Annotated in this window: 12 protein-coding genes; 9 read left to right on the top strand and 3 right to left on the bottom strand. The window is 63.2% G+C overall.

The features are described 5' to 3' along the window. Positions 1 to 47 precede the first annotated feature (47 nt). Together FHT26_RS23900 and FHT26_RS23895 are read left to right on the top strand one after the other, a co-directional pair. Positions 48 to 899, top strand: coding sequence for a carbohydrate ABC transporter permease (locus FHT26_RS23900; protein ID WP_168562683.1), 852 nt, complete (start codon positions 48 to 50; stop codon positions 897 to 899). Further along, a complete protein-coding gene (locus tag FHT26_RS23895; protein WP_168562595.1) occupies positions 896 to 1774 on the top strand; it encodes a carbohydrate ABC transporter permease in 879 nt (292 codons plus the stop codon). The genes FHT26_RS23900 and FHT26_RS23895 overlap by 4 nt, the downstream gene beginning before the upstream one ends. 49 nt (positions 1775 to 1823) lie before the next feature. On the opposite strand, the gene FHT26_RS23890 is transcribed toward FHT26_RS23895, so the two are convergent. Next, on the bottom strand, positions 1824 to 3101 hold the full coding sequence (locus FHT26_RS23890; RefSeq protein WP_168562594.1) for a leucine-rich repeat domain-containing protein: 1278 nt from the start codon (positions 3099 to 3101) through the stop codon (positions 1824 to 1826). Positions 3102 to 3445: 344 nt separating this feature from the next. On the opposite strand from FHT26_RS23890, the gene FHT26_RS23885 reads away from it, so the two are divergent. Continuing rightward, a complete protein-coding gene (locus FHT26_RS23885; RefSeq protein ID WP_168562593.1) occupies positions 3446 to 3799 on the top strand; it encodes a type II toxin-antitoxin system RelE/ParE family toxin in 354 nt (117 codons plus the stop codon). Beyond that, complete coding sequence (locus FHT26_RS23880; RefSeq protein ID WP_168562592.1) at positions 3796 to 4074, top strand: helix-turn-helix domain-containing protein; 279 nt, start codon at positions 3796 to 3798, stop codon at positions 4072 to 4074. Before FHT26_RS23885 ends, FHT26_RS23880 begins: the two co-directional genes overlap by 4 nt. A 67-nt stretch (positions 4075 to 4141) precedes the next feature. On the opposite strand, the gene FHT26_RS23875 is transcribed toward FHT26_RS23880, so the two are convergent. Together FHT26_RS23875 and FHT26_RS23870 are read right to left on the bottom strand one after the other, a co-directional pair. Continuing rightward, entirely contained in the window at positions 4142 to 5545 is a 1404-nt protein-coding gene (locus FHT26_RS23875) for a leucine-rich repeat domain-containing protein (RefSeq protein WP_168562591.1), read from the bottom strand. A 123-nt stretch (positions 5546 to 5668) separates the two neighbouring features. Beyond that, positions 5669 to 7027: a TAXI family TRAP transporter solute-binding subunit gene (locus FHT26_RS23870; protein ID WP_168562590.1), complete on the bottom strand. Its 1359-nt coding sequence runs from the start codon at positions 7025 to 7027 to the stop codon at positions 5669 to 5671. A gap of 109 nt (positions 7028 to 7136) precedes the next feature. Here FHT26_RS23870 and FHT26_RS23865 point away from each other — a divergent pair, with 109 nt between their 5' ends. From FHT26_RS23865 to FHT26_RS23845, 5 genes are all read left to right on the top strand, one after another. After that, positions 7137 to 7862 (top strand): response regulator, encoded by a 726-nt coding sequence (locus tag FHT26_RS23865; RefSeq protein WP_168562589.1) that lies wholly within the window; start codon positions 7137 to 7139, stop codon positions 7860 to 7862. Further along, complete coding sequence (locus FHT26_RS23860; protein ID WP_168562588.1) at positions 7859 to 9193, top strand: ATP-binding protein; 1335 nt, start codon at positions 7859 to 7861, stop codon at positions 9191 to 9193. Before FHT26_RS23865 ends, FHT26_RS23860 begins: the two co-directional genes overlap by 4 nt. Positions 9194 to 9679: 486 nt before the next feature. Next, the gene (locus FHT26_RS23855; RefSeq protein WP_168562587.1) at positions 9680 to 10177 is read left to right on the top strand and encodes a DUF4241 domain-containing protein; all 498 of its coding nucleotides are present in this window, start codon (positions 9680 to 9682) and stop codon (positions 10175 to 10177) included. 94 nt (positions 10178 to 10271) lie between these two features. Beyond that, positions 10272 to 11249, top strand: coding sequence for an IS5 family transposase (locus FHT26_RS23850; protein WP_168562586.1), 978 nt, complete (start codon positions 10272 to 10274; stop codon positions 11247 to 11249). Further along, positions 11230 to 11607: a DUF2283 domain-containing protein gene (locus FHT26_RS23845; protein ID WP_168562585.1), complete on the top strand. Its 378-nt coding sequence runs from the start codon at positions 11230 to 11232 to the stop codon at positions 11605 to 11607. Before FHT26_RS23850 ends, FHT26_RS23845 begins: the two co-directional genes overlap by 20 nt. Positions 11608 to 12350 lie beyond the last annotated feature (743 nt).

The following is a 12350-nucleotide window of genomic DNA, read 5'->3' as shown; positions in this document are numbered from 1 at the left end:
TTCTCGAGCGCCTGCAGAACAGCCGCAACGCCCTCGGCCTGGCCTTCATGCTGCCGGCCGCGGTGCTGTTGCTGGTGTTCCTGACCTACCCGCTGGGCCTGGGCACGTGGCTGGGCTTCACCGACGCGAAGATCGGCCGCGGCGGCTCATGGATCGGCCTCGAGAACTTCGAGTTCCTGGTGGGCGACAGCGTCGCGCGGCTGGCGCTGTTCAACACGCTGTTCTACACGGTGATCGCGAGCATCCTGAAGTTCGTGCTCGGGCTCTGGCTCGCGGTGCTGCTGAACAAGAACCTGCCGTTCAAGTCGTTCTTCCGCGCGGTGGTGCTGCTGCCGTGGATCGTGCCGACGGCGCTGTCGGCGATCGCGTTCTGGTGGATCTACGACGCGCAGTTCTCGGTGGTGAGCTGGGTGCTGATGAAGCTCGGCTGGATCGACCGGTATGTCGATTTCCTCGGCGACCCGTGGAATGCGCGCTTCTCGACCATCGCCGCCAACGTGTGGCGCGGCGTGCCCTTCGTCGCGATCTCGCTGCTGGCGGGGCTGCAGACGATCTCGCCGTCGTACTACGAAGCGTCGGCGATCGACGGCGCGACGCCGTGGCAGCAGTTCCGGCACGTGACGCTGCCGCTGCTGTCGCCGATCATCGCGGTGGTGATGACCTTCTCGGTGCTGTTCACCTTCACCGACTTCCAGCTGATCTACGTGCTGACGCGCGGCGGACCGCTGAACTCGACGCACCTGATGGCGACGCTCGCGTTCCAGCGTGCGATTCCTGGTGGGGCGCTGGGCGAGGGCGCGGCGCTCGCGACGTTGATGGTGCCGTTCCTGCTGGCGGCCATCATGTTCAGCTACTTCGGGTTGCAGCGGCGGGCGTGGCAGCAAGGGGGCGACAAATGAGCGTCGCGCAAGACAAGCCCGATTCGCAAGGGATGGACTACCTGCAGACGCTGCCGCGGCGCTGGGTGACGGTCTACATCCCGCTCGGCATCTTCGTGTTCGTGCTGCTGTTCCCGTTCTACTGGATGGTGGTCACGTCGTTCAAGCCGAACGAGGAGCTGCTGGCGCGCACCGGCAACCCGTTCTGGATCGTCAGGCCGACGCTGACGCATTTCCACAAGCTGCTGTTCGAGACGGCCTACCCGGAGTGGTTGTGGAACACGGTGCTGGTGTCGGTGACGTCGACGATCCTGTCGCTGGTGGCATCGGTGCTGGCGGCCTACGCGATCGAGCGGCTGCGTTTCCAGGGTGCGAAGCCGGCGGGGGCGGCGATCTTCCTGGCGTACCTGGTGCCGCCGTCGATCCTGTTCATTCCGCTGGCGGCGATCATCTTCCAGCTCGGGCTGTTCGACACCCGCATGGCGCTGATCCTGTCGTACCCGACCTTCCTGATCCCGTTCAGCACCTGGCTGCTGATGGGCTACTTCCGGTCGATCCCGTACGAGCTGGAAGAGTGCGCGCTGATCGACGGCGCGAGCCGCTGGCAGATCCTGGTGAAGATCGTGCTGCCGCTGGCGGTGCCGGGGCTGATCTCGGCCGGCATCTTCGCGTTCACGCTGTCATGGAACGAGTTCATCTACGCGCTGACGTTCATTTCTTCATCGGAGATGAAGACGGTGCCTGTCGGGGTGATCACCGAGTTGGTGGAAGGCGACGTCTACCACTGGGGGTCGCTGATGGCGGGCGCCTTGCTCGGGTCGCTGCCGGTGGCGTTCATCTACTCGTTTTTTGTCGAGCACTATGTGTCGGGGATGACGGGTTCGGTGAAGGAATAGCGGCCGCTGCCTGCCGCTCCGCACGGATCGAAGGCGTTCGAAGGGCGTCTCACAGCAATCCGCGCATCGCAATGATGGGGAGCCCGGGGCCGTTCAGCGTGCGGCCGAGCTCTTCGACGCGGGCCAGCTGCGGCGAATCGTGTTTCTCGAGCATCCGCTCGGTTTCGTGATGCTGCTTTGAAAGGCGCATCACCTTTTCTTCCACGAGGGACCTGCATTGTTGCCAGACAGGGTTTTTCTTGGTCGCCTTGGTGACAAGCTTTTGATCGTGAGGTTGAAGCGGGAACCCGGCCAGGCCCAGCCGCCAGATATCCGCCAGCGCTTCGGCACTCGCTTTCTTCTTCCTGTCGGAGATTCCCTTTGCCGCGGTCCCGGGCTCGCATTGCAGGTGGCGGAGCAAGCGCCTTGCGTGGGCGCTGCTGCGAGCCGAATCGGCCGCTTGGCGTGCTTCCTTGGTGACACTCAGCAATCCGCGCAGGATCCACGCGGCGCGCTGCGGGCCACTGCTCGGCAGGTGAGAAGCGATGACGCGCATCAAATTCTCCGGCAACGGAAATCCGTCCTGCGTGGGCTTGAATTCCAATGCGCTGGCCGCTGCGCGAAGAGCTGCTGGCGAGGCAAACAAATACTGTCGCCGGCGTAATTCAGAGATGTTGAGAGCTGGGGAGACACTGGGGTTGGCGCTGAGACTGTCGCGCAGATTGACCATCTGACGATCTGCGGTACGGCCAAGATTGGCAATGGTCTCATTCCATGTTCTGGTCCCCAGGACTCCCAAGAAATCGACTCTTTCCAGAAGGGTGCGCTCGTCGATCAGTTGAGTAAGCAAGCGACACGCCTCGCCGTAGGACTTGCCCCCTTGGTGTGCAAATTCCTCCTTGCGGGCGTACAGAATCAGTTGGCGCAACCGCGGGATGGGGAGTTCAGATTTGGCGTAGTGCGTGGGGTCGAGCGCGTTCTTCGAAGGCGGGCTGGCGAGCAGATACTTCAGCAGGAGCAGGACCTGCTTGCGGCAGTCGAGGAAGATCTGGACACGTTCCAGTGATCGGTTGAGTCTCAATCCTTGCGCCAGGCGCTTTGCATGCTCGACGGTGGTCTTCGAGACCACGATTTCCAGGCACGTCAGCGATGTGTTTCCGGGCAGTCCCTGCTCCAGCGCCAGTAGCCAGCCAGGCTTGCATTCGGGCCGGACAATTTCCAGTCCGGTCAGGTGATGCATGTCGGGCAATGCCTCGACGAGCCGTTCGAGCGCCTCGTGACTGATCTCGCATCCGCAGAGTGTGAGCGTGACGGCACTCCGGCGATTCTTCAGCACGTCGATCAGCAAGGCGGTGTATCTGTCGGAGATGCGTTCTCCGTAAAAGGAGATGTGATGTTGTTTCGCCAACGTATCTCGTGTTGGCAGAGCAGGGCGCCGCAGGCTCGCGAGGTCGTTTTCCCGTTCCGTGCTCGAACGCGCTATCAACATGCTCCGCCGCTTGTTGTGTGTTCTTCTCATCTGCTCCACTCGCCGCTGTTGCCGATGCTCATGCTTCCTGCCGGTTGGGTGTTCCGGCATGAGTGACGCATTGCGCCGTGCGGTTCCCGACACCGATGAAACGCAGCTCGCGCGGCCTCGAGACGCGGCTTGCAGTAGTGTACGTTTTGAGGTACAAATAGTGCCGGTGAAACATGGTCAAGGAAACCACTCAAAAGACGCCTTTGGCCTTCTACCGCAGCGCTGGCGGTGCGGAGCCGGTGCGCGAGTGGCTCAAAGCCCTGGACCTGCAGGACCGTGCTGCAGTGGGCCAGGATCTGATGCGTGCGCAGTGGCGTTGGCCGGTGGGTATGCCCCTGTGCCGGGCGATGGGGCAGGGTTTGTGGGAAATCCGCACGCAGCTGCCGAGCCAGCGTATCGCGCGGGTACTGATCTGCCAGGAGGAAGGCGTGTTGGTGGCGTTGCACGCATTCATCAAGAAGACGCAGAAGACGCCCGACGATGAGCTTGCATTGGCGCGCAGGCGTCACAAGGAGTTGAAGTCATGAGCAAGAAACACGTCGGATCGAGCCTCGACGATTTCCTGAAGGAAGAAGGCCTGTTCGAGGAGACGCAGGCATTGGCCATCAAGGAGGTGGTGGTGTGGCAGCTCACCGAAGCGATGGAGCAGCAGTCCCTCAGCAAGGCGCGCCTGGCGGTCTTGCTGAAGACCAGCCGTTCGCAGGTCGACAGGTTGCTCGATCCAACCCGTGACGTGACCCTGTCGACGCTGCAGCGCGCGGCCGCGCTGCTGGGTCGCAAGGTGCAGATCGAGCTTGTTTGAGGGTGGAGCTCTCCTCAGCGAGGCGCAGATCGAACTTGTCCAGCGCTGTGCGAACAGGTCATCAGGACTACATGGTCGGCGAAGGCGTGGGGGTGCGTGTGCGAGGCGAATTGGAATCTGATTCAAGGATGAACCACACAAGGGCGACGACGCCGGCCGACACCGCTACAGCGCAAATGAAGGAGAGGACTGCAATGGCGGTGCTGGTGATGCACTGTCTGGCTGCTGCGAGGCACTCCGTTCTGTTTCTGGGGCGTTCCGTCGGGCAGAAGCGCAAACGGTTCTCGCGACCTTGATGGCGCAGTGCCTGTTGCCGTCCGGCTTCTTGTCGTTTGCGCACCAGCTTCTTCTCCACCTTCATCAGGTATCTGAGCAGCGCGACAACCGATCCAATTTCATCGGCGGTGAATTCGGTCTTGGAGGCGTCGTGCGCGATTTCCTTAATGAATTCGCACAGATGCGGATTGACGATCGAACCCATTTGCTTGATTTCATCGTCAGCAAGTTCGAGCGCTGCCCGCTGAAGCAGTCTCAGCGCTCTCCCGTCGATCGTTTTCGACAGACAACTCGTCGCAGCGTTGTAAGCGGCCTTCGTCGTGCGCAGCAGGCCGCTGAACTCACGTCGCTCTCTGCTGATGCGCTGCCCGACAATGGTGCCCAGGTGCCCAGCTACATCTGCCGGAAAGATGATGCGGCGATCTCGTTCGTTCGCCTCCTGCGTGTCCTTGTCCTCGGTGCTGAACAACGCTTTCGTTGTGGCGGCCAAGACTTCTGGAGATCGCATCTTTGCCCGACTGGATGCTCTTGCGCTGTTTGCAAAATGTTCATTTCTGTAGGCGCCGTTCATGACGCCATCGACGGCATAGTGGCGCACCTTGGTGCCGCGATTTGTCAGGACTGCGATGCTCTGCAGCGCGTCATGGCCGACCAGGAAGACGTCGAGAACCGCGTGGATCGAATCGGGAGGGTTCTTGCAGTCGGTGACGGAAATCTGCGGCGATTCCAGATTGCCGAGATGGTCCCGTCGGCTCGCGGAGAACGCCTCGAGCGGGATCGCCAGAAAGTGAAGCATCGGGAATACATCCCGTGAAGTCTTCCCGTGGATGCGCAGGTGTTTGATCGACTCGCTGCCTCGGATGTGCACGGCGAGAGACCTTGCGGTCTCGGGAGAGATCGAATCGAGCGTGAGGTCCAGCGTGTGAAGCGACGCATTCGTCGCGAGGCCGCTTCCGAGCGATTCCAGGGCCGCAGGCGTGAGGCGCTGCAGCACGTCCGGGCCAATCTGCAATTCCGCAAGCTGATGCAGCGAGGGCAGAGCCCGCCCGATGGCATCCAGGTCGGCGTTCGTGAAAGCGTCCGTCGACGTCAGATTCAGGATCAATGCCCCGCGGCTCTTCTTCCAATCGTCGATCAGGCCCTGGACTTGTGATGGCTGGTCGCTGTCACTGTTGTCGCCGACGTCGATGATCACATCGCTCGGAACAAGAGTTACTCGATCAAGACGATGGGGGGTGCTCCCGATGCTCATTCTTCATGCCGGTTGTTGTACTGGCATGAGTGACGCATTGAGCAGGGAGGTTCCCGGGCCACGAAATCAACCCGTCGGATCCCGCTCCGCCGAATCCAGCCGCCGCCGCACCATGTTGATGTGGCTGCGCAGCGAGTACAGCTCGTCCGCATAGCTCAGCGGCACCGTCACGTTGCCGACCCTCGATTCGATCTTGTCCAGCTCCGAGCGCAATTCATCGTTCGGCCGCACGCCCTGCCCATCCTCCACCGCGCGCAGCTGCCCGTACCACCGGAAGATCCGCGAGCGGATGCGGAACTGGTACAGCGGCGGCACCACGCGCGACAGCGGGATCAGGATCGCGACGATCGACACCAGCACCACCCACATGCGGTCGATCAGGTTGGCCAGCCAGAACGGCAGGTAGCGCTGCAGCAGCGGTGCCCCGCTCGTGTAGAAGCGCTGCGCCTCGGGCGCCAGCGGGCGCTCGGTGCCGCGTGCGTTCGGAAAATCGCCCTTGCGCTGGAACCAGCCGGCCGGGCCGTGGATCTTCGCCGCCGCCTGCACGAACAGCTGGATCAGCGCCGGATGCAGGTCGTCTCGCGCCACCAGCGTCGCGGTCGGCGCAATCAGCCGCACGTCGTTCGACGGCACGTCGCCGGCCAGGTCGACCACGCCGCGCGGCAGCGTCACCGGAGTCAGGAACGCGAAGCGCCTGGAGTACGCATCGGCCTGCGCGAAGTCGAACAGCTTCACGCCGGGCGTCTGCAGCAGCATCTGCACCATCAGCGCCTCGGGCGCCGACGCGAACACGATCGCGTCGATGTCGCCCGCCAGGAACTTCACGACCGCGTCGGTCTGCTCTTCGCGCGACAGCGTCATCGACGTGGGGTCGATGTGGTTGGCATCGAGCAGCTTGCGCATCAGGTTCGGCGCGCCGCTGCCGCGCGCGCCGGCATCCACCTTCCAGCCCTGCAGCTGCGCCAGGCTGGTCAGCGGCGTTCCCTTCAGCAGCCGCTGCGCCGAGTCCTCGCGGTAGAACAGCCACACCGGCTCGAAGAACAGGCTGCCCAGCGAGTTCAGGTCTTCGTCGGCCAACGCATTCGCCGCGGCGTTCTTGCGCGACTCGCCGGCACCGCCTTGCGTGAACGCGATGTCGACGCCGGAGGCCGGGTCGCGCAGCAGCTTCAGGTTCTCGGCCGCGCCGTGCGTGGTGCGCAGTTCCACCTGGATGCCGTAGCCCTTCAGGTACTCGGCATAGCGCTTGCCGAATTCGGCATACGCCCCCTGGTCGACCCCGGTGGCCAGCACCACCTTGCGCGGCGGTGTCGGGTCGAGGAACCAGTAGGCGACCACCAGCAGCACCAGGGTCAGGAAGACGAACGGGCCGGCGGTGGCCAGCACATCGCGGAACGACAGCAGCGTGTTGCGAAGGACTTTGGGCATGATGCCTTGGGGCAAGCGAACGGGTTTCATGGGCAGCCGGAACAATAGCGCCTGAATCGGCTCCCTGCGGGCGCGGTATGCTTTTTGTTGTGACCGACCTGGACCCGTGATGCGACTGCTGCTGGTGGAAGACGACCCGATGATCGGCGAGAGCCTGCGCCACGCACTGCGGCTCGAAGGCTTCGCCGTCGACTGGGTGCGCGACGCGGCCGCCGCCGACGGCACGCTGGCCAGCGAACGCTTCGACCTGGTGCTGCTCGACCTCGGCCTGCCGCCGGGGCGCGCGCCCGCTGCGACGGCGACCCCCGACGCCGGCGGACTCGGCGTGCTGCGTGCCTTGCGCGCCCGCCACGACAGCACGCCGGTGATCGTGCTGACGGCGCGCGATGGCGTCGGCGACCGGGTCGCCGGGCTGGACGCCGGTGCCGACGACTACCTCGTCAAGCCCTTCGAGCTCGACGAGCTCAGCGCCCGCATGCGGGCCGTGCTGCGCCGCCACAGCGGCCGGGCGCAGCCACTGCTGAGCCACGGCGGCGTCACGCTCGACCCGGCCACCCGCCAGGTGACGCGCGACGGCCTGCCGGTGCTGCTGTCGGCGCGCGAGTTCGCAGTGCTCGAGGCCCTGATGCAGCGACCCGGCGCGCTGTTGTCGCGCGCCCAGCTCGAAGACCGGCTGTACGGCTGGGGCGAAGAGATCGAGAGCAACGCCGTGTCGGTCTACATCCACCAGCTGCGGCGCAAGCTGGGCGCCGACTTCATCCAGAACATGCGCGGCGTCGGCTACTACGTCGGCACGCCGGGCGGCCCGGCCGCGCCGCAGGCGGGCGCCGCTTGAAGTCGATCCGCCTGCGCCTGCTGCTGGCGCTGCTCGCGATGCTGGTGGTGGCCGCCGCGGTGATGGGCGCGATCACCTACCGCAGCGTGCTCAGCGAGACCGAGGCGCTGTTCGACTACCAGCTGCGCCAGATGGCGCTGTCGCTGCGCGACCAGGGCGAGATCCCGCCGGAGCAGATGAATGCGCTGGCCGACGAGCAGTTCGATTTCGTCGTGCAGATCTGGAGCGTCGACGGCCGCCGCATCTACGCGACCCGCGACCATCCCGACCTGCCCACGCGCGTGCTGCTCGGGCTGGCCACCGTGCAGGCCGGTGCCGACGGCGCGGGGCCGGCCTGGCGCACCTTCAGCGTGGCCACCGGTTCTCGCGTGATCCAGGTGGCGCAGCCGGCGCAGATCCGCAAGCGGCTGGCGGCCGGCGCGGCGCTGCGCAGCGTGGCGCCGCTGCTGCTGCTGGCGCCGGTGATGGCGCTGGCGATGGGCTGGATCGCCGCGCTCACGCTGCGCCCGTTGCGCCGCGTGGCGGCGCAGCTGCGCGAACGCGGCGAACAGCTGCTGGAGCCGCTGCCGCAGCACGGGCTGCCGGACGAGGTGGCGCCGCTGGTCGGCGCGTTGAACGGGTTGCTGCAGCGGCTGGGCCAGTCGCTGGACACGCAGCGCGCCTTCGTATCGGACGCGGCGCACGAGCTGCGCTCGCCGCTGACGGCGCTGAAGCTGCAGCTGGAACTGCTGAAGCGCGCACCCGACGACGCACAGCGCCGGCAGGCGATCGACGCGCTGGGCCATGGCATCGACCGCTCGGCGCGGCTGGTCGAGCAGCTGCTGATGCTGGCGCGCACCGAGCCGGGCGCGGCGCCGGCGGCCACCGAGCCGCTGGACCTGGCCGAGGTGGTGCGGCAGGTGCTGGCCGACACCGCGCCGTTCGCGCTGTCGCGCGGCACCGAGTTCGCGCTGTTCGCCGACGAGCCGGTGACGGTGCAGGGCGAGCGCGGTGCGCTGTCGGTGCTGGTGCGCAACCTGGCGGACAACGCGGTGCGCTATTCGCCGCCCGGCTCGCGCGTCGAGCTGCGCGTGGCGCGGGAGGAGGGCGCTGCGATCCTGCAGGTCGACGACGCCGGCCCTGGCATCCCGGCCGATGAACGCGAGCGGGTGTTCGACCGCTTCTACCGGCGTGCCGAGCACGAGGAATCGGGCACCGGGCTCGGGCTCGCGATCGTGCGCGGTGTCGCGCAGCAGCATGGGGCGCACGTCACGCTCGGCGAGTCGCCGCTGGGTGGATTGCGCGCGACGGTGCAGTTCATGCCGGACGCCGCGGCGTTGCTCTCGCACTGACTATCTCTTTTCCAGATTGAGCTATTCGAAAGTTGTATGGCTGAGGCGATTCAAGGTGGCCACAATGCAGCCTCTCGCGAAACCCTGCGCCGCTATGCCTTGTCAATCCTACCGAATAGTGACGTCGTGGCCATACGACGAATCCCTGTCTCGCATTGAATTGAGTCGTCGGCCAAGTTACGCTGCCTGTGTCCGGTGTGGTCGCAGACACGCGCGGCGCGATGAGCGGTGAAGGCCACATTGTCTTCAGACAAGCCGCCACGAAGGTCTGGAAGAGGGAGGAGTTGATGAAGATTCATTTGCGGTTTGCGCCTGTGCTGTCGACGTCTGCGGACGTGCCTGCGCGCAGTGGTCAGCCGTTCCGTGCCTTGGCCAATCCGGCTGCCTGACGCGCGGTAGCCATACCTTTCACCTCTGTCACCCAAAAGGCCCAACTATTTTCAAGCATTTCAACAGTACATCTACCGACCATGAGGCACGTAAGTGATGAGTGAAAAAAACTTTGAAAATGTTGGTCACATTGAGGTGAGGCAGACAATATCGTTGTCCGATACAAGCTATTTTTATGATGAGCCCATCCTTGTTGATACGGGACCCGGGAAATATGCTGTCAGCGTTGAGTATGCATTTCCCGAAGGGCACAGGCATGTGGCTGCTCTGAGAGCATTGGTTGCTGAGACTGATCAATTCAGCCGTGGTGCCAAACTGGGCAACATTCAAGTGGATTTTGCTCAAATTGGGATTTGCGACCGGGATGTGATAGAGGCAGCCTTTGATTCTCTCGGCGACGATGGAATGAGTCAGTACTACGACCTACTGAACACAACGACTCCCGTGTCATGGATTTACTTGCCTGGTTCCGCCGCCATGTGTGTTGTTCGGCCGGGTTATGGCGATGGTTCGTATCCCGTTTACGAGCTTCGTGCTGTAGATGGCGCTCTGGTTGGGGTGGAACTCGAATTCATCATCGTCGCCGACAGTTGAATTCGAAGGGTGCCTAGGGAAATGCTGATCAATTTCCCGCCACCCGGCACGCCGCGTGCAAGCTTGAAGGCATCGAACTGAAGGGCAGAGAACGATGAGCCAACGCAGCTTTGCGAGCGCCGAACACGCGATGAAGAAGAAACAGACGCGGCGCGAGAAGTTCCTGGGCGAGATGGAGCGGATCGTGCCGTGGGCGAGGCTGATGGCGGTGGTCGAGCCGCTGTACCCGACGAGCGGGCGGGTCGGGCGACAGCCCACGGGGCTGGCCAAGATGCTGCGGATGTATTGCCTGCAGCAGTGGTACGGGCTGGCGGACGAAGCGCTGGAAGATGCGCTGTACGACAGCCAGGCGCTGCGGGACTTCGTGGGGATCGACCTGTCGCGCGAGTCGGTGCCGGACGCCACGACGTTGCTGAAGTTCAGGCGGCTGCTCAACGACAACAACCTGACGAAGGCGCTGTTCGACGAGATCAACGCGCACCTGGGCGAGAAGGGCCTGCTGATGCGCGCGGGCACGATCGTGGACGCGACGATCATCGCTGCGCCGAGTTCGACCAAGAACGAGGACAAGGCGCGCGATGCGGACATGCACCAGACGAAGAAGGGCAACCAGTGGCACTTCGGAATGAAGGCGCACATCGGCGTGGACGCCGACTCGGGGCTGGTGCACTCGATGGTGGGAACGGCAGCCAACGTCAACGACGTGACGCAGGCCGGCGCGCTGCTGCACGGGCAGGAGGTCGACGCATTCGGTGATGCTGGCTACCGCGGGGTCCAGGCCGAGGCCAAGGGGCCGCACTGGCACGTGGCGATGCAGCCGGGCAAGCGCCGCAAACTGGACCTCACGCACGAGTGGGCGCGCATGCTCAACGAAGTCGAACGGATCAAGGCGAGCGTGCGGGCGAAGGTCGAGCATCCGTTCCACGTGATCAAGAACCTGTTCCGGCACAAGAAGGTTCGCTACAAGGGCTTGGCCAAGAACGAGGCGCAGCTGTTCAGCCTGTTCGGACTGGCCAACATCGTCTTGGCCAAGCAGCGATTGCTGGACCTCGATGCCCGAGATGCGTCTTGAGCGCGAGCAGCGGCTTCGAAAGAGGCCTCGAACCGCCTTCTGCAGGTCTGTCGCGGCCTTCCAGCGCGACGCGCCCCGTGGTTATCCAATTGCTGATCATCGACTTGGTCGAAATCAGCCATTGATCAGCGAATCCTTAAGAGATATCCAAATGACTCAGCAGAAAATCGCACTTCGCGTCAGTGACGACGATCAGGATATGGCCTACCTTATCTTGCCTGGACATCCGGGCGTGGGGACGAAGAAGGCTGCTGCCAAGCAAGTCCGATTGTCGGATTTGCTTCCCTATGTTGGAGCCGACATATACCTTGATCTCGATGTGGATGGGCAGCTAATCGGCATTGAGATACTGGTCTAGCCGCAAAGGATGCACCTCCCCAGGATTTCTCAAATAAAACCGACCGGTAGTCGTGCTGAACAGCAGATTTGCAAGGCGTTGGTCCGTTCGGATCTCGCATTGCAGGACGGCAGCTATGGCCGATTGGCGAACGCTCTTGACTCTGCGAACGTGAACGTTGCTGGCGCCTATATCCTCAACTGGATGCCTGAGCAAGCCGGGGACATCTATGCCGTCCTGGTCTCCGAAAATAGAAGTTGTGACTGGTAGGGAGGGCGAAGTTCTGCTGGATAGAGAAGAGCTTGAGAAATACGAAGGCAAGTGTTCGAAGCTTCAAAAGCTGAAGATAGTTGTCGCCCGATATCTGGTGACATCCAGATCATCAAAGCTGTCTCATTGAAGCATTGCAAATTGGGCCCGGAGAACTGACTGTGAATCTTCTACTTAAGCAATTCTTCTCCGAGAAGGCCATGCCATATGTGCGAGGACTCATTGTCGAAGCGGTCAGTGAGCAAAGGATGATTCCGGCGAGGTTCACAAGCGATTTGAATTCAATCGTTTCGAAGTGACGCTCGACTTCGAGAGCAAGTCGGTGCTGATCGAGGATGTCCTCCAATCAGGCCCAAGCGGAGAATTGCGCGTTGAATTGGATGAGTTCCTTTCCCTTTTGACGTGTGAGTAGTGCAGAGGCACGCATCGTGAAAAGCTTGGATCGGTCCGGCCTTGCTGCGCAACTCCGTTCGCGCTGAGCTTGTCGAAACGCC

This window comes from Rhizobacter sp. SG703 (genome assembly GCF_012275445.1).
Lineage (GTDB): Bacteria > Pseudomonadota > Gammaproteobacteria > Burkholderiales > Burkholderiaceae_C > Rhizobacter.
Note: the sequence above shows the minus strand (reverse complement) of the source record. Positions and strands in the feature narration are given on the sequence as shown.